Raw genomic sequence first — 19,375 nt, forward strand, 5'->3', positions numbered from 1 at the left:
GCACGGTGACCGAGATCCTGCTGCTCCTGCTGGCCCTCCTGCTCACGTTGGCCTGCGCTCTGTTCGTCGCCGCAGAGTTCTCCCTGACCACCGTCGAGCGCGGTGAACTCGAGCGGGCCGCCGCGGCGGGCGAGCGCGGCGCCGAAGGCGCGCTGAAGGCCGTACGACGACTGACTGTCCAGCTCTCCGGCGCACAGCTCGGCATCACGGTCACCTCCCTGGTGATCGGCATGCTCGCCGAGCCGTCGCTGGCGGCGCTGCTGCGCGGCCCGCTGGAGGCGGCCGGCCTCGGCGGCGCAGCCTCCTCAGCGGCGACCGTGCTGGGGGTGGCCGTGTCGACCGTGGTGCTGATGGTGGTCGGTGAGCTGGTGCCCAAGAACTGGGCGATCTCCCGCCCGTTGGCCGTCGCCAAGGTGGTGGCGGGTCCGCAACGCGGCTTCACGGCCGCCTTCGGCCCCTTCATCCGCCACCTGAACAACACCGCGAACCGGTTCGTACGGCGCTTCGGCCTGGAACCCGCCGAGGAACTGGCCTCAGCCCGCAGCCCCGAGGAACTGGTTGCGCTCGCCGAGCACTCCGCCGCCGAGGGAACGCTGGAAGCGGACTCCGCCGAACTGTTCGTACGCACACTGCACCTCGGCGAGCTGACCGCCGAGAACGTGATGACCCCGAGGGTCGATGTGAAGGCCCTGGAGGCGCACGCGACGGCCGCCGATGCCGCGAACCTCACCCACGCCACCGGCCTGTCACGCTTCCCGGTCTACCGCGACAGCCTGGACGAGGTCATCGGCACCGTCCACATCCGCGATGTACTCGCGCTGGCTCCGGACAAGCGCGCGGTCACCCCGGTCACCGAGCTGGCCACCGCGCCCCTGCTGGTCCCCGACAGCCTCACCGCCGACCGGCTGCTGGAGCGACTGCGCACCACCCGCACCATGGCCGTGATCATCGACGAGTACGGCGGCACGGCGGGCGTCGCGACGATGGAGGACATTGTCGAGGAGGTCGTCGGCGAGGTCCGCGATGAGCACGACCCCGTCGAGGTACCGGACCTGCAGTCCGCAGCGGCCGCGGCCGACGGCCTCGCGGCGTGGGAGGCAGACGGCTCCGTCCGCCTCGACCAGCTCACCGCGATAGGGCTGACGGCACCGGACGGCCCGTACGAGACCGTTGCCGGGCTGGTCGCCACCCGCCTCGCACGCATCCCTGCCAAGGGGGACGTCCTGGATCTTGACGACGGCTGGCGCCTGGACGTGCTCGACGTCGACCACCACCGGGCCGACCGGGTCCGTATCACCGAACCGCCCCGGGTGCCGACCCAAGTGGGTGAGGAGTCCCGATGACCGTTCTGCAGCTCGCCATCGGTGCCCTGACCCTGCTGACCAACGCCTTCTTCGTCGGCGCGGAGTTCGCCCTGATCTCCGTGCGCCGCAGCCAGATCGAACCGCGGGCGAAGGAGGGCAACTCACGGGCCCGGATGACCATGTGGGCGCTGGAGCACCTCTCCGCGATGATGGCCACCGCCCAACTCGGCATCACCGTCTCCTCACTGGTGCTGGGCGCCGTCGCCGAACCGGCCATCGCGCACCTGCTGGAACCCGGCTTCGAGGCGGCCCACATCCCGCACGGCCTGGTGCACCCGATCTCGTTCGTCATCGCGCTGACCGTGGCGACGTATCTGCACATGCTCATCGGCGAGATGGTCCCGAAGAACATCGCGCTGGCTGCGCCGGTCGGGACGGCCCTGCTGCTCGGCCCTCCGCTGGTGGCCCTCACCCGCGCGCTGCGCCCGGTCGTCTTCGGCATCAACGCCTTCGCGAACATCCTGCTCAAGCTGCTACGGGTGGAGCCGAAGGACGAGGTGGAGTCGGTCTTCACCGACGACCAGCTCGCCCGCATGGTCGTCGACTCCAGCGCGGCCGGACTGCTCTCGCCCGCCGACGGCGAACGGCTGCGCGACGCCCTGGAACTGGGTACCCGCCCGGTCGGCGAGATCCTCGTCCCCGTGCAGCAGATGCGCACCGTCGTCCACACCATCACGCCCGCCGAGCTCGAACGGACAGCAGCCGACGCGGGCTACTCCCGCTTCCCGGTCACCGGCCCGAACAGCACCCTGCTGGGCTACCTGCACATCAAGGACACCCTCGGCATCATCGACCGTGACCAGCCCTTCCCGCGCGACGCCCCGCACCCGGTCACCCGGGTTCGCATCGACACCCCGCTGGACGACACCCTCACCGCCCTGCGTGCCGATGGCAGCCACCTGGCGGCGGTGACCGGCGAGGCAGGCGCGGTACTGGGCTTCGTGACCATGGAGGACGTCCTGTCGGAGCTGGTCGGCCCGGCGCCTGCGACCGCCTGAGCACGGGTGGTGGCGTTCACCCCGCCATCCCGGCATCCCGGCATCCCGGCAGGGTCACGGGCCGGTCAACGCGCCGCGGCGGCAACCGGCTCCAACCGACGTACGCGGAACCGGTCGCGTCGCAGCAAGGGCCGCTCGACGAGAACGTACGAGACGAGGGCCGCGGCGGTCGTCGCCGCAACGCCGGCGGGGAGCAGCCGGCCGCCGTCCACACCGAGGTCGGAGAGCAGTCGGATGGCGGGGTAGTGCCACAGGTACATCCCGTAGCTGAGGTTTCGGCCGGCCCACGCCAGGGCGGGCACCGACAAGAGACGGGAGGGCCACGCCCGCGGGCACAGGTCCAGCGCGGCCACAACCACGGCCGACAGAACGGCAGCGGCCAGCATTCCGACCGTGTACCACACGGGATTCCACCCGCTCGGTTCGGTGATCGGAACCTGCCAGGCGATCAGCCCCAGCAACGCAAGTGCGGGCCAGCACAGCCGCTGCGACCATCGGCGCAGCAGCGCCAGCCGGGGATCGTCGGCGCGCAGCCGGGCCAGCACGAGGGCCAGCAGAGCCCCGACGAGGAGCTGGTCGGCGCGGGTGTCGGGGCCGTTGTAGATACGGTGCGCCGCTGTGGGGTCCCACAGCGCCATCCGCCACAGCACCGGCAGGACGCACAGTGCCGCGGCCCAGCCCAGCACCGCCCGTGCTGTCGTGTGCCGCAGCAGGACCAGCAGCAGGAGCGGCCAGGCGAGATAGAACTGCTCCTCGACTCCCAGGGACCAGGTGTGGCTGAGCGGAGCGGTGAGGTCGGAGTACGGCCCGGACTCCCCGGCCCGTACGAGATTGACCACCGAGGCCGCTGTCAGTGCCGCCGCCACCCACGCCCCGTCGAACAGCGGTAGCGGCAGCGCCACGGACAGCAACGCGGTGACCGCACACATCACGAGCAGGGCAGGCCCCAGCCGCAGCCACCGCCGCCGGTAGAACGACAACAGGCCGATGTGGCCGGTCCGGGCGTACTCGGTGACCAGCAGCCGGGTGATGACGAAGCCGCTGATCGTGAAGAAGACGTCCACCGCCACCGAGCCTCCGGGCACGGCTTCCGGCTCCAGGTGATAAACGATCACCAACATCACCGCGACCGTCCGCAATCCGTCCAGCCCCGCCACCCGCCCACCACGCAGTGCCGACGAAAAGCCCCGCCCGTCCCCTCTTCGCCGCTCCGCCGACGAGGGGACGGGCGGCGCCGCCTGCACGCCCACGCTCTGCTTCGTGCTCATAACGGCGGCGCCTGCCCAGCCGGTCAAAGATCACGCACTTTCCTATGCTCCTCACAGGGATCAGCGAGGGGGCAGCGTCCGGTCCCGAGGTGGCGTCGGCGAGACTTGCATGGTGGCAAGCACAGACGAGACCGGTCAGGCCGCCCCGCACGCATCTGCACCCGACACCCCACCGAGCCCCCGGCCCTCGCCCGCGCAGGCCACGGAGTCGGATGCGCGCATGCCGCGCTGGTTGCCACGCGCCGTGGTGCTCGCGCTCGCCCTCATCGGTGTTTTCCAGCTGGGGAGTTGGGCCTTCCAGCAACTCCTCGGCCTGCTGATCAACATCCTCATCGCGTTCTTCCTGGCCCTGGCCATCGAGCCGGCGGTGAGCCGGATGTCCGCACGGGGCATGCGCAGAGGTTTGGCCACCTTCCTCGTCTTCCTGAGCCTCCTGATCGCGACCATCGGCTTCGTCACACTGCTCGGCTCCATGCTCGCCGAGCAGCTCATCAAGATCGTCGAGGACTTCCCGGCCTACCTCGACTCCGTCATCAACTGGATCAACACCCACTTCCACACCGATCTGAAGCGGGTGGACGTCCAGGAGGACTTGCTCCGCTCCGACTGGCTGCGCAACTACGTCCAGAACGGCGCCACCGGCGTCCTCGACGTGTCCGCCCAGGTCCTCGGCGGGCTCTTCCGGCTGCTGACGATCACACTGTTCTCGTTCTACTTCGCCGCGGACGGCCCGCGGCTGCGCCGCGCAGTCTGCTCCGTACTGCCACCCGCCAAGCAGGCCGAGGTACTGCGCGCATGGGAGATCGCCGTCAACAAGACCGGCGGCTACATGTACTCACGCGGCCTGATGGCGCTCATATCCGCCATAGCGCACTACGTACTTCTGGAAGGGTTGGGCGTTCCCTACGCGCCCGTGCTCGCCATCTGGGTGGGCCTGGTCTCCCAGTTCATCCCCACCGTCGGCACCTACCTGGCAGGCGCCCTGCCGATGCTGATCGCCTTCACCGTCGATCCCATGTACGCGCTGTGGGTGCTGCTCTTCGTCGTGATCTACCAGCAGTTCGAGAACTACCTGCTGCAGCCCAAGCTGACCGCCAGGACCGTCGACGTCCACCCCGCGGTGGCCTTCGGCTCCGTCATCGCCGGCACCGCCCTCCTGGGCGCCGTGGGCGCGCTGATCGCCATCCCGGCGGTCGCCACGTTCCAGGCGTTCCTCGCGGCATACGTGAAGCGCTACGACGTCACCGACGACCCACGCGTCCACGGGCGCCGGGGCAGAAACTCCGGCTCCGACCTCGTTGCGCGCGTCCGCCGGTTGAGGGGGCAGAGACTCGGGGAGAGGGCAACGGCAGAGCCCGCAGAGGACTCTTCCCCGGCGGACGACGGGAAGGTCGAACCGTCCCGCCGCCCGACCGCTTCAGGCCGTACGTAGGCGGAGTGTGCATTTGCAAGCCAGCATGTGGTCGGCCTCTCACACGCTCAAGACCGACGCGCCAACAGCCCCGTCGAGTCTCCATGAGGCACCCTCTTGCAGGTCCGTGCCCAAAGCGTGCCCGTAAGACCGGACAACCACGGTCAACAGCGGTGCCATCCCGCACTCCCGACCGATACGCCAGAGCACAGACGACCAGGTCAGAGGCTATCCCGCCTCGGAAGCGCCGTCGCTTCCCAAGCTGAGAGCGCGAGTTCGATTCTCGTCACCCGCTCCACTACGAACCCCCAGGTCATCGACCCGGGGGTTGTTTGTTGTCCAGACCGGTGGGCGGGGTCCGCACCACGGGCGGCCAGTTCGGCGGCGGCGCGGCTGTCGTAGTCGGCGGAGAAGCCGCAGCGCGGGGCCGTGCAGGCGGCGGTGTGCGTCTGGCGGCCTCGGCCGTCGTACGAGGTGCCGACCTGGACGGGGCCGATGCGGGTGACGCTGCAGAAGCGGCGGTTGGCGGTCACGCGGGTCTCTCCTTTCAGAGCTGGGCGGCGATGGCGTCGGCCATGGGCGCCGGAACGCCGAGGCGGGCGCGGAGGGTTGGGGTGTCGATCGGGGTGCCTGTGCGGGTGTGGTGGTCGGCGGCGACCTTGCGGGCGTGGTCGATCAGGGCGGCGGGGACCGGGACGGGGGAGGGACCCACCTATGGGACGAACGCCCACACCGTCGTCAGCGAGTACGCGCCTGTCTGCGCGGGCGCGACCTATAAACGGATCGTGTTTCGGTTGTCCCGATGCTTCTGTTAGCGTTGCCGTGGCAGAAGCGGAACATGCTCCGTTTTGGGTTCCCCGGAAGGGGAGGCGGTGAAGGACAATCCCATGACTGAGCACAACACCATGCGTACGGTGCGCTATCACGAGTACGGCGAACCGGTGGACGTCCTGCGACTGGAGACCGTGCCGGTACCGGAGGCACAAGCCGGTCGCGTCCGTATCGCCGTACACGCGTGCGGGTTGGCCCCGGCGGACTGGGCGTATTGTCGGGGCCTGGCGGCCGGACGGCTGCCCCGAGGCATCGGACTTGAGGTGTCCGGAACCGTCGAGGCGATCGGCGAAGGGGTCACGGACGTCGCCGTCGGCGATCGCGTGTTCGGCATGGTCGACTGGGCGGAGCAGACCAGCGCGGGTGCCGCCGATTACGCGATCATGGAGCACTGGTTCCCCGTCCCCGACGGCCTCGAACTGACTCAGGCCGCGTCGCTGACCATGGCGTTCAGCGCGGCTCACTTGTTCCTCACGCCACTGGACGTGTCTCCCGGGAGCACGATCCTCGTCAACGGCGCCGGCACCACGACGGGCTACGCGGCCGTGCAGATCGCACTCCACCGCGGCGCAAGAGTGATCGCGACCTGCGGCACCACCTACGCCCGACAGCTGCAGGCTCTCGGGGCGGTGGTCACGCACTACGGAGAGGGCCTGGTCGACCGAGTCAGCGCGCTGGCGGAGGGGCCCGTCGATGGCGTCTTCGACACCGCCCCCGACAGCAGCGTGCTGCCCCACCTCGTCCAGGTGGCAGGCGGGGATGCCAACCGGGTCATCACCGCGTCCAATCCCGCCGAAGGCGCCAAGCTCGGTCTCCTCTCCGCACTGGATCACCTCCCGCCGCCGGAACAGCGCTACGCCGCCATCCCGGAGTACGCGCGACTCGCAGCCGAGGGCAGGTTCACCGTGCCGATCGCTGCGACCTTCCGCCTGGGGGACTGGCGTACCGCCCTCGACCTCAGCCTCAGCGGGCACGCGCACGGGAAGCCTCTGCTTCTGCCGGCCGACGGCTGAGTGCCGCCGTCGGCAGACGGAGAGGCCCCTTCGCCAAGGACCGCGCGGATCCCCGTGAACCTGTCCTTGCAGCCCATGTACGCGCCATCGGATCGAGTGGCGTGGACGCTGCTCCACCTCATCGAGACTGGCCCCAACCCGGTCCTCCTAGAACAGCCGGCCCCGGACGCGAACGAGTGGCACGTTCGTCTGTGGAGGTGAGCGGACAACTCCGGGCTCTACCCGGCCAATTAGAGGCCAGACCAGGAGTCAGAGACGGGCCGGGATCGGTCCAGCGGCATGCGCCTGTCAGCGTGTGGAGAAGGCTGAAGTGCGGCCGGAGCCCGGGTGATAGACAGCCGCCATGGCGCAGTTCTTGGTACTGACTGACAGCGAGGCTCGTGGATGGAGAGTCGACGTCGACGCGTTGACGACGGCGATGCGGGCTCGATGGGTGCCCGTTGAGATCGACTCGACGCACCGAAGTGAGGCGCAGAGCTTCGGCTGGTTCTTCGAGGCGGAGAACGGTCCAGGCGAGGCATACCTGCACGAGGACGGTACCTGTCTGTACCTGAACGTCTGGTTGGAGGACGCTGCGTGGCTTGCGGTCGTGTTCCGCAGACTCGCTCCGGCGCACCTGGACGTGGTGTTCTGCGACGAGGGCTACAACTTCCACGTTCGCCTGCGGCCGGAGGCCACTGACGCTGAGCTGACTGACCTGATGATGCAGTCTGACCCAGCGGCGGAGTCCACGCGCACCACAAGCGCACCAGATCGAGCGGGGAACAGCGGGGATGGCGGGGACCAAGCCGGCGGTGAGAGTTAGAGAAGGTCCCGCCAGAAAGAGGCCGTCGCTCGGGGGCTCCAGGTCTCGTCGACCTCGCCCCGCGCCTCGTCGAACTCCTGGTGCATGTAGTCGGCCAGGTCCAGGCCGTAATAGATGATGTCGGTCTGCCACATCGAGAGCACCGGATGGCCGAAGCTTCCCCTGCCGGCGGGCAGGTATCGGTGGCCATACACGGGCACCAGCACGGGCACTTCTGCCAGATGCCGCCGCGCCGTGGCCAGTGCCGTCGCCCCCTCGGCTGAACGCTCGCCCCAACCCTCGTACCAGAACTCGTTGTGCTCGACGTCGAGCAGGACACCCTCGACCGGCCAGTCGAGCTGTCGACGCAAGCTGTCCAGATCGCCGCCGCGCCACTCCGGCCACGGCCTGGACCAGGTCTGTCCGTCCTCTGGAGGGACGTTGACCGGGAGCCCTGCCGCGAGAAATGCTCGGTGGTCGTCCGCGAACTCGAAGCCGTACTCGCGCTCGATGCGCATGAACTCGGCGTCCGTCAGTCCCGGCTCGAACTCATAGCGACCCGTCTGTGCCAGGCGACGTGCGGCCTCCGCACCCAGGCGTACTCCCTCATGGCTGATCATCGCCGCACGCTAGCGCCGACCGTAACCAACCGTCACCCGAGTTATGCGCGGGCTCCCTCTGTCCGCAGCCTCCCAAGCTGATCGCGCGCGTACGGGCCCGCTGTTCACGGGTGATGGCGGGCGCTCATTCTGCATGTTCTTCGTTGCGGGCGGCGTTCAAAGCCCCTTGGGGGTCAGGCACTTGACCGCCGAGGGTTCTGCGTCAGAGCGGGAGGTCGTCGGGAAGTATCCGGAACGCTTTGTAGCGGCCCAACGGGCGTACGGCCCGGAAGTCCCGTCGGTCGAGAGTGAGGATCGCGTCCGTGTCGTAGTCGGCAGCGAGCGCCACGTTCACCACGTCGGCGAGGTCGAGGTCCAGCGCACGGTGGCGGACTCGGACGGACTGGGCGGCGCCCAGGTGATCCCCCGTGATCTCCGGCATGACGACACGGCCCCGGCTCTTCAGCGTGGGCAGTGGCGGCGTCAGGGATGTCGACCGGGCTCGACCCCTGCTCTCGAGTCCTGGTGGCGAACTCTGCACCCTGCAGTACACATCACGAGAGATATAATCTATGCCGACGAGTATATCCAAGGGGTGCAGACGATGAGCCGGACTGTGATCGATCTCGACGACCAGTTGGTCGCGGAGGTGGCCAAGGCCCTCGGAACCAGTACCAAGAAGGAGACGGTGAACACGGCGCTGCGCGAGGTGCTGGAGAACCGGCGGCGGGCTCTGGCGCTCACCCGCCTGCGAGCGTCGGCGGAAGAGGGCGCCTTCGACCTCGGCCTCTTCGAGGACAAGGGGAACTACCGCCGGTGAACGCCGCGCAATACCTGATCGATACCAGCGCGCTGGCCCGACTGCTTCGCGGCGACGCCGAGCAGTACGGATGGGACCAGGCGGCGGCTGCCGGGCTCATCGCCACCTGCCCCATCACCGAGCTGAAGTTCTTCTACAGTGCGCGTTCCCCTGCCGACCGCGCACAAGGCATCGAGGACATGCGCCTGCTCTTCGGCTGGGTGCCGGTCGACGACCGCGCCTACGACCGCGCCTGGAGGGTCCAGGAGCTTCTCACCGAGCGCGGGCAGCACCGTAGCGCTGGTGCCGTCGATCTGGTGGTGGCCGCCACGGCCGAGTTGCAGGGGCTCACTCTCCTGCACCGCGACCGTGACTTCGAGTGCATCGCCGCCGTCACTGGTCAGGCACTCCAGTGGTACGGCCCTGACGCCGGCAAGTGAGCCAGGTGCAGGCGGGCGTTCCTGATTTCCCGTGGTGGATAGTGTGGATAGTTACGGCCGTCCGTAACCGCTGGACACGGGCCGACTGACTACCGGCGGTCACACCGCGCCTGGTTGTCGAACAGTGTTGGGCGGCTGCATCAGCGAAAGCGCAGAGCAGACCGATGAACTCGCGGTAGCTGTCGGGGGTTTCGCGCTTCTTGCTGGGCGGTCCGTCGATCCACTGCTGCCAAAGCCCGTTCGTGGCAAGGAAGCAGGCTGCGTGGTCAGTACCGAGCCTGGCGTCGAGCAACAGGAGCGCGCCGAGGGCGGCTTCCTGGTCGTAGTAGAGGTCAGGGCGACGCAAGTAGCGGTCGAGGTAGGCGACCAAGGGGGCGCCGTCGGCAGATCTGCCGAAGGTCGCCAGCGCGACGCAGTACGCCTGCCCCGCGTAGGGCCCCTCACTGGCGAGCAGGAGTTCACCGAGACGTTGCCGGAACTCGGTCCTGCCGGCGACGGCGACCAGCCAGGCTGCCGTCTTGCGCTCGCGCCATCCTCCGTCGAACAGCATGCCCAGTTCGCGAGGGCTGATCTCGTCGGCAGCCTCGCCGAGGTTCCTCAAAAACTTGGCTCGTTCGCGTTGCCTCATGCCTACGAGGGCGCCACCGACTCTGAGGTACCGCCGGTCGGGCGTGACGTAGCGGCGGATCAACTCGAGCCGCTCAGCCTCGTCGTCGTCGGCAGCGTGCATGGCAGCATCCTCGTACGGACGAAGCCGTCGGACCAGCGATCTGGTCGGCCGGCGGCCCGTCTCCGTGCCGATCAGTACGGCGCAGCGGAGAACCACGGTGGAAGCGGCCCGAAGCAATTTGACCTGGCGCCGGTCGAACTCCCAGCTCAGCAGCGTCATTTACGCCAGATGACCGCAGCTTTCCAAGCTGACGTCCTCGTCCGGCTGCGCTCAGTCGAGCCAGACGAGGATTGCGTCATCCGCGGCGGCGGCAGCCTGGAAGTAGTGCGCCAGGCCCTCGTACCGGTCGCGTCCCCAGTCAAGCGATCGAGGCTCGTACCAGCCCAGGGGATACACCTCCGCCCTGGTCAATTCGGAGGGATCGACGTCACTGATGAGCTGGTCGTACGTGGTGGTGCGAAGTGCCTGTGCCGCGAGTCGTACCCGTTCGGGGCGCAAGTAGCTCGGAGGTCCGTATCCCCAGTCGTCGTCCTCGGCGAATGGCTCCTCGCCGTGGATCACGTTCACGGGGAACTCTGCGCGCGCCAGTAGGAAGCGGAGCAAGTCCCATGTCTTGTACGTACTGAAGTGGCGTGCCTCGGCCGGCGTGGGCTCCGACTGCTCTTCCGCGTCCTGGACCTCCTCGACGAGGTCCAGAGCCCAGTCAGGGTCCTGGATCGCTCGCTCGAGCTCGGCGGCCGTCACGCGCAGGTACTCACCGATCATGCTCATGGCCGGAGGCTAGAGGCAGCCACTGACAGTCGACGTTCGGGCAGACCAGACGCCGCGAAGTCAGCGCGGCCGCGGGCCCCTCAGGTCGTCGTCAGTGCCGCCAGGGCGTGGTCCATTGCGGTGTTGAACTCTTCCGGTGTCAGCGGTAGCCGGGACTTGACGTCTCGGCTCCACTGGTCGGCGAGGACTTCGGCGGAGCCCGCCTCGACACCGTCGAGGGCCGCGTCGGCCAGATCCGAGGGGGCGATCTTGTCCACGGGCCAGCCTGCGGCCATGTCGGTGTCGGCCAGGCCGAGGTGCACTGCCGTCACGAGCGTGCCCTGTTCGGCGAGTTCGAGGCGGACGCCGTTGGTCATGGCCCACGCGGCCGCCTTGGTCAGGTGGTAGGCGCCCGCGCCCCTGCCACCGAACCACGACATGGCGGAGAGGATGTTGACGATCGCGCCCCCGCCGTTCCTGGCGAGCGTCGGTGCGAACTCCCGGATCATTTGCAGGTGGCCGAACACGTTGGTCTCCAGCTCCTGCCGCACCGCGGCCGGCGAACCGGTCACCAGGTCGGTGCCCGTCTGGATCCCCGCGTTGTTGACGAGCAGCGAGACGTCCGGGGCTGCCTCGGCGGCGGCCCGCACGGATGCGGGGTCGGTGATGTCGAGGGGCAGCACCTCGACGCCGGGCAGGTCCACGGACTCCGGGCGGCGGGCCGTCGCATAGACCTTGCGGGCGCCCCGTTCGAGCAGGCGCTGGGCGAAGGCGCGGCCCAGGCCGCGATTGGCGCCGGTGACAAGGGCGACTGAGTTGTTGATGTCCATGCCCGGTACGCTAAAACCTGACGTTAACGTCAAAGGCAAGTGCTGGTCGTCAGGACCGGGGTGAGGGGCGTCACCATGACCGTCACGGAGACCGCGGCCGATCGGCTGATCCGCATCGGCGAGGTGGCGCGGGCCGCCGGCGTCTCGGCACGCGCCGTGCGCTACTACGAGCAGCAGGGGCTGCTCATCTCGGAGCGCAGCCCGTCCGGCCAGCGCCTCTACCGGCAGGACGCCGTCACCCTGGTGCGCTTCTTCCAGCAGATGTACGCCGCCGGACTGACCAGCCGAAGGATCGCGGAACTCCTTCCGTGCTGGGACTCCGGGCACACCGACGCCGAGCAGCGCGCCATGTTGCGCGCCGAGCGCGACCGCATCCAGGCCAAGGTCGACGACCTGCAGGCCGCCCTGGACCGCCTCGACGAGGTCATCGCGATCACGGACTCGCATCCGTAGGCGGCGAGGGCGGTCGGACGTCGCACCAGTCGTCGCACGAGTCGTCGCGCCATTCGCGGCAGGACCCCCGCCCCGGGTTGGTCAAAGGGGCACCGTCACCCGCAGCCGGACGTAGTCACGACCGAGCGGCCCCAGGCGGCGGGAGCCGTCCGGGCGCCAGCCGTGACTGGCGTAGAAGGCCTGCGCCCGCGCGTTGGGCTCCCAGCACTCCAGCACTCCGTCGGTGATCCCGTCCGCGTGCAGTCGGCGCACGAACGCCTCGTGCAGCAGCCTGCCGATGCCGTGTCCCCAGCTGTTCGGTTCGACTCCGATCTGCTGCAGCTCCCGTACCGACGTGGCGTCGATGTCGTCGAACTTCGGCGGGCCGGTCATGAGGAACCCGACCACACGGTCATCGAGTGTGGCGGCCACCTGTGCGCGCCCCTCAGCGACCGCACGCTCCCAGTAGGCGCTGATCTGTTCCGCGCCGGCAAGCTCCTTCGCCGGCAGGCCGCCCGCCGTGTAGTACGCCGTGCGTGTGCGGGTGTGGAGCACCGCCAGAGCTGCGGCCTCCCCGCCACGGGCCGAACGGATACTGATCCGGGTAGCAGTCATGCGGGCGAAGACGCCTCGGTCCGTGGTCCAGTTCCGATCGCAGCGGGAGCTGACAAAAACGCCTCAATGTCCGTCCCTTCGGCGGCGGTCGGGACCATCGCCCCGGCCGCCGCGGCCAACCGTTGCTCAGGACCCCACGAAAGCCAGAATGTCCGGGTTCAAGATCTCCGGGTGGGTGGACAGCATGCCGTGGGGGAGGCCTTCGTAGGTTTTCAGGGTGGCGTTTTTGAGGTGTTGGGCTGTGAGGGGGGCCGAGTCGTCGTAGGGGACGATCTGGTCGTCGGTGCCGTGGGCTACGAGGACGGGGACGTCGATGTGGTGGAGGTCCTCGGTGAAGTCGGTTTCGGAGAAGGCCTTGATGCATTCGTAGTGGGCGTTGGCCGCGCCCATCATGCCCTGGCGCCACCAGTTGTCGATCAGGCCCTGGGAGACCTTCGCGCCGGGGCGGTTGAAGCCGTAGAAGGGGCCTGAGGGCAGGTCGATGTAGAACTGTGCGCGGTTGGCGGCGAGGGCCTCGCGCAGGCCGTCGAAGGTTTCGATGGGCAGGCCGCCCGGGTTGGTGTCCGACTTGACCATGACGGGCGGTACGGCGCCCACGAGCACCGCCTTCGCCACCCGGCCGGGCTTGGCGCGGGCGACGTAGCGGGCGACCTCTCCGCCGCCCGTGGAGTGGCCGATGTGGACGGCGTCCCGGAGGTCCAGTGCGTCCGTGAGGGCCATGACGTCGGCGCTGTAGGTGTCCATCTCGTGGCCGGTGGGGCTCTGGTCGGAACGTCCGTGGCCCCGGCGGTCATGGGCGATGACGCGGTAGCCACGCGCGAGGAAGAACAACATCTGGTTGTCCCAGTCGTCGGCGCTCAGTGGCCATCCGTGGTGGAAGACGATCGGCCGGCCGTCCCGTGGACCCCAGTCCTTGTAGAAGATGGTGGTGCCGTCGTCGGTGGTGACTGTACCCATCGCTCGTCCTCCGCTCGTTCGGGCGTGCCACGGCGGCGCGGAGTCCGGGGGCACGCGGAACCGACGAATTCGCATGAATGCGGTCAGGAAGTACGCGGCCCACCTTACGCGCGGACCGTATACGCCACACTGCCAACCGGTTGCCCGCACCTGACCGTCCCGCCGGGGACGGCGCTCCGCCTCAGGCCGCCACGACCGCCACTCCCGTCCTGCCTCCGTCCACGTCCACGACCGTTCCGTGGACAAAGGCCGCCTCGTCGCCGGCCAGCCAGACGACGGCGTGGGCGATGGCGTCCGGGGTGCCGACCCGGCCGGCCGGGGTGCCCTTCATCATCACTTCGCCCGGGTGGGGCTCGGCGCCCTCCGGGGACGGGGGCAAGATCACGCCGGGCGAGACGGCGTTCACGCGTACGCCGAGCGGGCCGAACTCCGCGGCCCAGGCGCGGGTGAGGGTCTCCATGGCCCCCTTGGTGGAGCTGTAGAGCGCGCCGAGCGGGACGCCCAGGCGCGCGATCCAGGAGCCGAGGTTGACGACCGCTCCGCCGCCCGCCTCCGCCATGATCGGGGCGACGGCGGCGGTGAGGAAGAACGGTGCCTTGACGTTGACGCCGTAGACCTGGTCGAAGGTCTTCTCGTCGGTGTCCGCGGTGCCGGGGGCCGGGTAGATGCCCGCGTTGTTGACCAGGATGTCGATACGCCCGCCCAGCGTGTGCCGGGCCCGCTCGGCCAGGTCTCGGGACGCCTCCGCGCTGCCGTCGAGGTCCGCCACCAGGAAGTCGGCCCGGCCGCCGGAGGTGCGGATGCCCTCGACGACCCGCTCGCCGCGTTCGCGGTTGCGGCCCGAGACGACGACATGCGCCCCCTCGGACGCGAGGGCCTCGGCGATCGCCTGCCCGATGTTGCTGGTCGACCCGGTGACCAGGGCCGTCTTGTCCCGCAGTCGTTCCGTCATGACGCACTCTCCTTCTGCCTCGCGGTGTGCGGACCACTGTGCGTCGTGGAAAATGGACCGGCAAGTCCAGACTGAGGAGGCCGGATGGCTGACGCACGCACCGCGAGGAGCCGCGCCGCGAAGGGCCGCGCCGCGAAGGACCCTGCCGCGCAGGCCCCCACAGCGAAGGGCCGCGCCACGCGGGCCCGCATCGTCGAGGGGGCGGCCGAGGTGCTACGCGAACAGGGGGTCGCCTTCACCACGCTCGACGACATCCGCAGCCGCACCGGTACCAGCAAGAGCCAGCTCTTCCACTACTTCCCCGCCGGCAAGGACGAACTGCTGCTGGCCGTAGCCCAGTTCGAGGCCGACCGCGTCCTCGCGGACCAGCAGCCGCACCTGGGGCAGCTGGACACCTGGGAGTGCTGGCAGCAGTGGCGGGACTTGGTCGTGGAGCGCTACGAACGCCAGGGCGACCACTGCCCGTTGGGCTCGCTGTTCTTGCAGGTCGGCCGGTCCAGCCCGGGCGCCCGGGCGATCGTCACGGAGCTGATGCGGCAGTGGCAGGAACACATCGCCCGCGGTATTCGCACCCTGTGTGCCAACGGCCTGGTCTCACCGGCCCTCGACGCCGACCGGACGGCCGCCGCCCTGCTGGCCGGCATCCAGGGAGGCGTCACCATCATGATGTCCACGGGCGACTCCACCCACCTCAAGGCGGCGCTGGACACGGGGATCGAGCATCTCCGCCGGACGGCGGTGGCGTAGGACGACGCGGTACGCGACTGACTCGTCCGGAGCGCGGAGCTCCTGCGAACCGCCGGCCCGCCAGGACCCCGCGCCACGCGACCGACCCGCCCGAACCCCCGGACTCCCGCAACCGGTCGCCCCGTCAGCACCCCACAACACGCGACTGACCCGCCCGAACCCCCGGAACCCCGCCAACGACCGCCCCGTCAGGCCCCGTTCAGCCCGTTCACCGGCTCGCCCCGCTCGCTGCCGCGTCGAGGAGAGGGGCGAGTTCCCGGGCCACGGTCGTCAGGGCTCGGACGTCCTGTTCGGCTCGGGCGATGAGGATCGCGCCCTCCAGGGAGCTGATCATGAGGGTGGCGAGGGGTTCGGTGCGCTCGGGGGGTACGCCCATGGCGGCCAGGGCGTGCGCCACCGGGGCGGTCCAGGCGGTGAAGGCGGCGGCTACGGCCTGCCGGGTGGACTCGGTGGACTCCGCGCAGTCCACCGTCGCGGCGGCCACGGGGCAGCCGGCCGCGAAGCCGGACGACTCGTACTCGTCGGTCCACTGGCGGACCATCTCGGCGAACAGTCCGCTCGGTGTCGGCTCAGGCAGGGCGGTGAGGAAGCGGGCGACGCGGTTGCCCGCGTACCGGCCCGCCCAGCCCACCGCCTCGTTGACCAGCTGTTCCTTGCCGCCCGGGAAGTAGTGCTGGAGCGAGCCGCGTGGTGCCCGCGCATGCACCGCGACGTCGCGCATGCCGGTGGCGGCGACCCCGCCGCGGCGGATCAGCTGCGCCGCGCTGAAGACCATGCGCTCGCGGGGGCCGTGTGCGGGGGGCTCGTCGGGCCTGCTTACGGGCAGCTCGTCGAGGGTGTGTTCCGCCGACATCTCGATCCACCTCCGGGGACGCTTCGAGGTCTGCGCAGAGCACCCTATGACCGCTGTCATAGCGACGGCTACTATGACAGCGGTCATAGGCGGTGTGGGTGGCGGTGGCGGCTCGGCCTCCGGTGCAGGTCCGGGCGGGAACGGCGGTGCGGCATGTCCCTGGGTTTCATCGGTCTCGGCGTCATGGGGCAGCCCATGGCCCTCAACCTCGTGCGCGCCGGGACACCCCTCGTCGTGTGGAACCGCACCCCGCAGCGATGCGCACCTCTGCGTGCCGCCGGAGCGGAGGTCGCGGCGGGTCCGGCCGAGGTGTTCGAACGGGCCGGCACCGTGATCCTCATGCTGGCCGACGAGAACGCGGTCGACGCGGTGCTGGGCCGTGGCACCCCGGACTTCGGCGCGCTCGTCGCGGGACGCACCGTCGTGCACATGGGGACGACGGCTCCGGAGTACTCGCGCGGGCTCCACGACGCCGTCCGGGGTGCGGGCGGGCGGTATGTCGAGGCGCCGGTGTCCGGCTCCCGGATCCCCGCGGAACAGGGGGAGTTGGTGGCGATGCTGGCCGGTGACGACGACGCCGTGGCAGCCGTACGGCCGCTGCTCGCGCCGATGTGCCGGGAGGCGTTCCGCTGCGGGCCCGTACCGGACGCGCTGGTGATGAAGCTCGCCGTGAACCTGTTTCTGATCACGCAGGTCACCGGACTGACCGAGGCGTTCCACTTCGCCGGCCGGCACGGACTGGACCAGGGGCTGCTACGGGACGTTCTGGACGCGGGCCCGATGGCCAGCGCCGTCTCCCGCATGAAGGCACCCAAGCTGCTGACACGCGACTTCACCGTCCAGGCGGCCGCCGCGGACGTCCTCAAGAACAACCGCCTGATAGCCGACGCCGCCCGCAAGGCAGGCCTCGCCTCCCCCCTGCTCGACGTCTGCCACACCCTGTTCACCGAAACCGTGGCGCAGGGTCACGGGCACGAGGACATGGTGGCGGTACTGCACGCACTGGAGACGCGAACGGAGGACGGGGCTGCGCCCGGCTGCTCAGGGAAGACAACACCCCGGACCCGGAAAGCCGAGCCGACGACCCGGACCCGGTGAACCCGCCCCCGGCGCCTCAACTCCCTCCGCCGTCCCTCTCACGCGCCCGCCGCCACAGCGCCTCCGCCTCCCGTGCCGCACCCGGTGCTGCCAGGAGCAACGGCTCGCCGTAAGCAGGCAGTTCGGGTAGGGCGACTGCGCCCGCCTCCCTCGCGATCAGCAGGGCGGGGAGGCCGTCGACGTGGTGGAAGGAGCCGATGGCGGCGGCGGTGGCGCGGCCTGCGGCCACCTGGGCGAGGGACAGGGCCGTGGAGCCCATGACGCGGACCGTGCAGTGCCGGTCGGCGAGGTCGGTGAGGAGGGTGTCCAGGCCGGGCCAGTGTGCGTGTGCCGCCCACTCGGTCATGAAGACGTGGCCGGCGAGGGTGGTGTGGTCGGCCGCCCGGACGGGGGAGCCGTTGAGATACGCCCCCCTGCCGCGCACCGCCGTGAACGTCTCGCCCCGCCACGGGTCGGCGACCAGACCCAGCAGCGGCGTGCCGTCGGGGGCGGCGAGCCCGAGCGAGAAGGAGCACCAGCCGATGCCGTGGGCGTAGTTGGTCGTACCGTCGACCGGGTCGATCACCCAGTGCGGGGCGCCCGGGGCACCCTCCGTCCTGCCGTACTCCTCGCCCACGATCCCGTGCCCGGGAAAGGCGCGGAGAAGCGTCTCGCGGACGTGCGCCTCCACGGCCTCGTCCGTGTCGGTGACGATGTCCGCCGGGCCGTCCTTCTGCCGTACGTCGGTCGCGGTGGCCGGGGTCCGCGGACGCCGGATCGCCTCCGACGCCCAGGCCGCCAGCCCGGTCGCCACCTCCAGCGCCCGGTCCAGGTCCGGGCCCGGGTTCAGATCCTCATGCTCCGGCACTGCTCCTCACCGCACCCTTCCGCGTCGTGGCCGATTCCCACGATCGTGTCAGGGCCGGGTGAACGCCAGGCGCAATGCACGGACTACGGCGCGGGGTTGAGCGGATCGTCGACGACACCGGCCAGGCGCCCCGCCTCGCCGGCCGGGTCGAGGCCGAGGTCGAGGGTGTCGGCGGCCGCGGTCAGGGCCTTGAGCGCGGGGACGAGGGCGGTGCGCTGCCGCGCGGGCAGGCGCCCGACGAGGGCGCGGATCTCCGAACGCCGGTGCGTGAGCACGGTCTCGACCAGTTCCTCGCCCGCCGGCGTCAGCCGCAGCACGACCTCGCGCCGGTTGCCGGGGTTGACCCGGCGGTCGATGAGGGTCAGGGCCTCCAGCCGTTCGGCCATGCGCAGGGCCGTGGAGGGGCTGACGCCGAGGGTGGCGGCCATGGCGGCGAGCTTGATCGGGCCGCAGGAGTGCAGGGCGACCAGGGAACGCAGCTGGGGCAGTGTCAGCGGTACGTCGACCGCGGCCAGGGCGCGGGCGGAGAGGGCGACGATCAGCCGGGACGCGGCCATCACGGCGAGGGTCACGTCCTCCGCCTCGCGATCCAGCACGGCGTCGTCCGGCACCGGGCCGTCGTCCGGCACCTGGTCCTGCTGGTTCATGGGCTCCTCGTTCTGCCGTTGCACACTCGACGGCCCGGGTTCTCCCCGTCACCCGGGGTGACCATTGCAGAGTGCAATGATAGATTGGTCGTGACAGACCGGGGCCGTGCGGGCGCGAGGACCCCGGCACCAAAGGTGATGACCATGAAATCCGAACCGATACACGAAGCCTATTCCTTCGCGTGCCTGCGCTGCGGGCACGTCTGGGAGGGCGCGTACGAGATCCGGCATGTCCGCGACGGCGCGGGACGCCTCAGGGTCGAGTACCGCCTCAGGGACGGTCTGAAGGTGCCGTCCCCGCTCACGGACAACACCTGCCGGGTGTGCGCGGGGCGCACGATCCGCATCCTGCGCTCCGGCCGCGTCCGCTCGGCCCGCCCCGCGCCCATGTGACGCCGCTGGCTCCGTGACGCCCCTGTCTGTCTGACACCCCTGTCTGTCTGACACCCCTGTCTCTCTGCCGCCCCTGC

Annotated in this window: 23 protein-coding genes and 2 pseudogenes; 11 read left to right on the forward strand and 14 right to left on the reverse strand. The window is 70.0% G+C overall.

Going from position 1 to position 19,375, the window contains the following annotated elements:
* Positions 1 to 5 precede the first annotated feature (5 nt).
* Together MQN93_RS12980 and MQN93_RS12985 are read left to right on the forward strand one after the other, a co-directional pair.
* Positions 6 to 1,343, forward strand: a complete 1,338-nt coding sequence (locus MQN93_RS12980; protein WP_242709602.1) for a hemolysin family protein — start codon at positions 6 to 8, stop codon at positions 1,341 to 1,343.
* Positions 1,340 to 2,362 carry a hemolysin family protein gene (locus MQN93_RS12985; protein WP_242709603.1) on the forward strand — a complete coding sequence of 341 codons (1,023 nt, stop codon included), beginning with the start codon at positions 1,340 to 1,342 and terminating at the stop codon, positions 2,360 to 2,362. Before MQN93_RS12980 ends, MQN93_RS12985 begins: the two co-directional genes overlap by 4 nt.
* A gap of 65 nt (positions 2,363 to 2,427) precedes the next feature.
* Here the strand turns inward: MQN93_RS12985 and MQN93_RS12990 are convergent, their stop codons facing one another.
* Positions 2,428 to 3,630 carry an acyltransferase family protein gene (locus MQN93_RS12990; RefSeq protein ID WP_242709604.1) on the reverse strand — a complete coding sequence of 401 codons (1,203 nt, stop codon included), beginning with the start codon at positions 3,628 to 3,630 and terminating at the stop codon, positions 2,428 to 2,430.
* Between the two features lie 112 nt (positions 3,631 to 3,742).
* Here MQN93_RS12990 and MQN93_RS12995 point away from each other — a divergent pair, with 112 nt between their 5' ends.
* Complete coding sequence (locus MQN93_RS12995; protein ID WP_242709801.1) at positions 3,743 to 5,062, forward strand: AI-2E family transporter; 1,320 nt, start codon at positions 3,743 to 3,745, stop codon at positions 5,060 to 5,062.
* Between the two features lie 344 nt (positions 5,063 to 5,406).
* Here MQN93_RS12995 and MQN93_RS13000 read toward each other — a convergent pair.
* Positions 5,407 to 5,574 (reverse strand): annotated as a pseudogene (locus MQN93_RS13000) (mobile element transfer protein); the annotation flags it as partial.
* A gap of 14 nt (positions 5,575 to 5,588) precedes the next feature.
* The gene (locus tag MQN93_RS13005; RefSeq protein WP_016437197.1) at positions 5,589 to 5,753 is read right to left on the reverse strand and encodes a hypothetical protein; all 165 of its coding nucleotides are present in this window, start codon (positions 5,751 to 5,753) and stop codon (positions 5,589 to 5,591) included.
* Positions 5,754 to 5,928: 175 nt separating this feature from the next.
* Here MQN93_RS13005 and MQN93_RS13010 point away from each other — a divergent pair, with 175 nt between their 5' ends.
* The gene (locus MQN93_RS13010) at positions 5,929 to 6,885 is read left to right on the forward strand and encodes an NADP-dependent oxidoreductase (RefSeq protein ID WP_242709605.1); all 957 of its coding nucleotides are present in this window, start codon (positions 5,929 to 5,931) and stop codon (positions 6,883 to 6,885) included.
* 343 nt (positions 6,886 to 7,228) lie between these two features.
* Positions 7,229 to 7,690, forward strand: a complete 462-nt coding sequence (locus MQN93_RS13015) for a hypothetical protein (protein ID WP_016437195.1) — start codon at positions 7,229 to 7,231, stop codon at positions 7,688 to 7,690.
* Here MQN93_RS13015 and MQN93_RS13020 read toward each other — a convergent pair.
* Both MQN93_RS13020 and MQN93_RS13025 read right to left on the reverse strand, forming a co-directional pair.
* Entirely contained in the window at positions 7,687 to 8,289 is a 603-nt protein-coding gene (locus MQN93_RS13020) for a hypothetical protein (protein WP_242709606.1), read from the reverse strand. The two genes, MQN93_RS13015 and MQN93_RS13020, sit on opposite strands and share 4 nt — an antisense overlap.
* Positions 8,290 to 8,491: 202 nt before the next feature.
* Positions 8,492 to 8,734, reverse strand: a pseudogene (locus tag MQN93_RS13025) (PIN domain-containing protein); the annotation flags it as partial.
* Positions 8,735 to 8,872: 138 nt separating this feature from the next.
* Here MQN93_RS13025 and MQN93_RS13030 point away from each other — a divergent pair.
* Both MQN93_RS13030 and MQN93_RS13035 read left to right on the forward strand, forming a co-directional pair.
* The gene (locus tag MQN93_RS13030) at positions 8,873 to 9,088 is read left to right on the forward strand and encodes a type II toxin-antitoxin system VapB family antitoxin (RefSeq protein WP_016437191.1); all 216 of its coding nucleotides are present in this window, start codon (positions 8,873 to 8,875) and stop codon (positions 9,086 to 9,088) included.
* On the forward strand, positions 9,085 to 9,507 hold the full coding sequence (locus tag MQN93_RS13035) for a PIN domain nuclease (RefSeq protein ID WP_242709607.1): 423 nt from the start codon (positions 9,085 to 9,087) through the stop codon (positions 9,505 to 9,507). The genes MQN93_RS13030 and MQN93_RS13035 overlap by 4 nt, the downstream gene beginning before the upstream one ends.
* Here MQN93_RS13035 and MQN93_RS13040 read toward each other — a convergent pair.
* The 3 genes from MQN93_RS13040 to MQN93_RS13050 all read right to left on the reverse strand — a co-directional run bounded on the left by MQN93_RS13040 (position 9,461) and on the right by MQN93_RS13050 (position 11,757).
* On the reverse strand, positions 9,461 to 10,396 hold the full coding sequence (locus MQN93_RS13040) for a DUF6000 family protein (protein WP_242709608.1): 936 nt from the start codon (positions 10,394 to 10,396) through the stop codon (positions 9,461 to 9,463). The two genes, MQN93_RS13035 and MQN93_RS13040, sit on opposite strands and share 47 nt — an antisense overlap.
* A 51-nt stretch (positions 10,397 to 10,447) precedes the next feature.
* Positions 10,448 to 10,948: a YfbM family protein gene (locus MQN93_RS13045; protein ID WP_242709609.1), complete on the reverse strand. Its 501-nt coding sequence runs from the start codon at positions 10,946 to 10,948 to the stop codon at positions 10,448 to 10,450.
* Between the two features lie 80 nt (positions 10,949 to 11,028).
* The gene (locus tag MQN93_RS13050) at positions 11,029 to 11,757 is read right to left on the reverse strand and encodes an SDR family oxidoreductase (protein WP_242709610.1); all 729 of its coding nucleotides are present in this window, start codon (positions 11,755 to 11,757) and stop codon (positions 11,029 to 11,031) included.
* Positions 11,758 to 11,832: 75 nt separating this feature from the next.
* Here MQN93_RS13050 and MQN93_RS13055 point away from each other — a divergent pair, with 75 nt between their 5' ends.
* The gene (locus MQN93_RS13055) at positions 11,833 to 12,210 is read left to right on the forward strand and encodes a MerR family transcriptional regulator (protein WP_242709611.1); all 378 of its coding nucleotides are present in this window, start codon (positions 11,833 to 11,835) and stop codon (positions 12,208 to 12,210) included.
* A gap of 81 nt (positions 12,211 to 12,291) precedes the next feature.
* On the opposite strand, the gene MQN93_RS13060 is transcribed toward MQN93_RS13055, so the two are convergent.
* The 3 genes from MQN93_RS13060 to MQN93_RS13070 form a co-directional block, all read right to left on the reverse strand.
* The gene (locus MQN93_RS13060; protein ID WP_242709612.1) at positions 12,292 to 12,804 is read right to left on the reverse strand and encodes a GNAT family N-acetyltransferase; all 513 of its coding nucleotides are present in this window, start codon (positions 12,802 to 12,804) and stop codon (positions 12,292 to 12,294) included.
* Positions 12,805 to 12,930: 126 nt separating this feature from the next.
* Positions 12,931 to 13,761, reverse strand: coding sequence for an alpha/beta fold hydrolase (locus MQN93_RS13065; protein WP_242709613.1), 831 nt, complete (start codon positions 13,759 to 13,761; stop codon positions 12,931 to 12,933).
* Between the two features lie 181 nt (positions 13,762 to 13,942).
* Positions 13,943 to 14,713, reverse strand: coding sequence for an SDR family NAD(P)-dependent oxidoreductase (locus MQN93_RS13070; protein ID WP_242709614.1), 771 nt, complete (start codon positions 14,711 to 14,713; stop codon positions 13,943 to 13,945).
* A gap of 84 nt (positions 14,714 to 14,797) precedes the next feature.
* Here MQN93_RS13070 and MQN93_RS13075 point away from each other — a divergent pair, with 84 nt between their 5' ends.
* Entirely contained in the window at positions 14,798 to 15,460 is a 663-nt protein-coding gene (locus MQN93_RS13075) for a TetR/AcrR family transcriptional regulator (protein ID WP_242709615.1), read from the forward strand.
* Between the two features lie 208 nt (positions 15,461 to 15,668).
* Here MQN93_RS13075 and MQN93_RS13080 read toward each other — a convergent pair whose 3' ends face one another.
* Positions 15,669 to 16,313 (reverse strand): TetR/AcrR family transcriptional regulator, encoded by a 645-nt coding sequence (locus tag MQN93_RS13080; RefSeq protein WP_443744611.1) that lies wholly within the window; start codon positions 16,311 to 16,313, stop codon positions 15,669 to 15,671.
* Positions 16,314 to 16,466: 153 nt separating this feature from the next.
* Here MQN93_RS13080 and MQN93_RS13085 point away from each other — a divergent pair, with 153 nt between their 5' ends.
* Positions 16,467 to 17,411, forward strand: coding sequence for an NAD(P)-dependent oxidoreductase (locus MQN93_RS13085; protein ID WP_242709616.1), 945 nt, complete (start codon positions 16,467 to 16,469; stop codon positions 17,409 to 17,411).
* 16 nt (positions 17,412 to 17,427) lie between these two features.
* Here MQN93_RS13085 and MQN93_RS13090 read toward each other — a convergent pair whose 3' ends face one another.
* Together MQN93_RS13090 and MQN93_RS13095 are read right to left on the reverse strand one after the other, a co-directional pair.
* Complete coding sequence (locus MQN93_RS13090; RefSeq protein ID WP_242709617.1) at positions 17,428 to 18,258, reverse strand: inositol monophosphatase family protein; 831 nt, start codon at positions 18,256 to 18,258, stop codon at positions 17,428 to 17,430.
* 83 nt (positions 18,259 to 18,341) lie between these two features.
* The gene (locus MQN93_RS13095) at positions 18,342 to 18,905 is read right to left on the reverse strand and encodes a MarR family winged helix-turn-helix transcriptional regulator (protein ID WP_242709618.1); all 564 of its coding nucleotides are present in this window, start codon (positions 18,903 to 18,905) and stop codon (positions 18,342 to 18,344) included.
* Between the two features lie 144 nt (positions 18,906 to 19,049).
* Here MQN93_RS13095 and MQN93_RS13100 point away from each other — a divergent pair, with 144 nt between their 5' ends.
* Entirely contained in the window at positions 19,050 to 19,298 is a 249-nt protein-coding gene (locus MQN93_RS13100; protein WP_016437175.1) for a hypothetical protein, read from the forward strand.
* Positions 19,299 to 19,375 lie beyond the last annotated feature (77 nt).

This window comes from Streptomyces spinosisporus, assembly GCF_022698145.1.
In the GTDB taxonomy this organism is placed as follows: Bacteria; Actinomycetota; Actinomycetes; order Streptomycetales; family Streptomycetaceae; genus Streptomyces; species Streptomyces spinosisporus.

Bases quoted from the DNA above. Each gene is read 5' to 3' on its own strand.
- MQN93_RS12985 (WP_242709603.1), top strand. From the start codon at position 1,340: ATGACCGTTCTGCAGCTCGCCATCGGTGCCCTGACCCTGCTGACCAAC.
- MQN93_RS12990 (WP_242709604.1), bottom strand. From the start codon at position 3,630: ATGAGCACGAAGCAGAGCGTGGGCGTGCAGGCGGCGCCGCCCGTCCCC.
- MQN93_RS13010 (WP_242709605.1), top strand. From the start codon at position 5,929: ATGACTGAGCACAACACCATGCGTACGGTGCGCTATCACGAGTACGGC.
- MQN93_RS13015 (WP_016437195.1), top strand. From the start codon at position 7,229: ATGGCGCAGTTCTTGGTACTGACTGACAGCGAGGCTCGTGGATGGAGA.
- MQN93_RS13020 (WP_242709606.1), bottom strand. From the start codon at position 8,289: ATGATCAGCCATGAGGGAGTACGCCTGGGTGCGGAGGCCGCACGTCGC.
- MQN93_RS13030 (WP_016437191.1), top strand. From the start codon at position 8,873: ATGAGCCGGACTGTGATCGATCTCGACGACCAGTTGGTCGCGGAGGTG.
- MQN93_RS13040 (WP_242709608.1), bottom strand. From the start codon at position 10,396: ATGACGCTGCTGAGCTGGGAGTTCGACCGGCGCCAGGTCAAATTGCTT.
- MQN93_RS13045 (WP_242709609.1), bottom strand. From the start codon at position 10,948: ATGAGCATGATCGGTGAGTACCTGCGCGTGACGGCCGCCGAGCTCGAG.
- MQN93_RS13050 (WP_242709610.1), bottom strand. From the start codon at position 11,757: ATGGACATCAACAACTCAGTCGCCCTTGTCACCGGCGCCAATCGCGGC.
- MQN93_RS13055 (WP_242709611.1), top strand. From the start codon at position 11,833: ATGACCGTCACGGAGACCGCGGCCGATCGGCTGATCCGCATCGGCGAG.
- MQN93_RS13060 (WP_242709612.1), bottom strand. From the start codon at position 12,804: ATGACTGCTACCCGGATCAGTATCCGTTCGGCCCGTGGCGGGGAGGCC.
- MQN93_RS13065 (WP_242709613.1), bottom strand. From the start codon at position 13,761: ATGGGTACAGTCACCACCGACGACGGCACCACCATCTTCTACAAGGAC.
- MQN93_RS13070 (WP_242709614.1), bottom strand. From the start codon at position 14,713: ATGACGGAACGACTGCGGGACAAGACGGCCCTGGTCACCGGGTCGACC.
- MQN93_RS13075 (WP_242709615.1), top strand. From the start codon at position 14,798: ATGGCTGACGCACGCACCGCGAGGAGCCGCGCCGCGAAGGGCCGCGCC.
- MQN93_RS13080 (WP_443744611.1), bottom strand. From the start codon at position 16,313: ATGTCGGCGGAACACACCCTCGACGAGCTGCCCGTAAGCAGGCCCGAC.
- MQN93_RS13085 (WP_242709616.1), top strand. From the start codon at position 16,467: ATGTCCCTGGGTTTCATCGGTCTCGGCGTCATGGGGCAGCCCATGGCC.
- MQN93_RS13095 (WP_242709618.1), bottom strand. From the start codon at position 18,905: ATGAACCAGCAGGACCAGGTGCCGGACGACGGCCCGGTGCCGGACGAC.
- MQN93_RS13100 (WP_016437175.1), top strand. From the start codon at position 19,050: ATGAAATCCGAACCGATACACGAAGCCTATTCCTTCGCGTGCCTGCGC.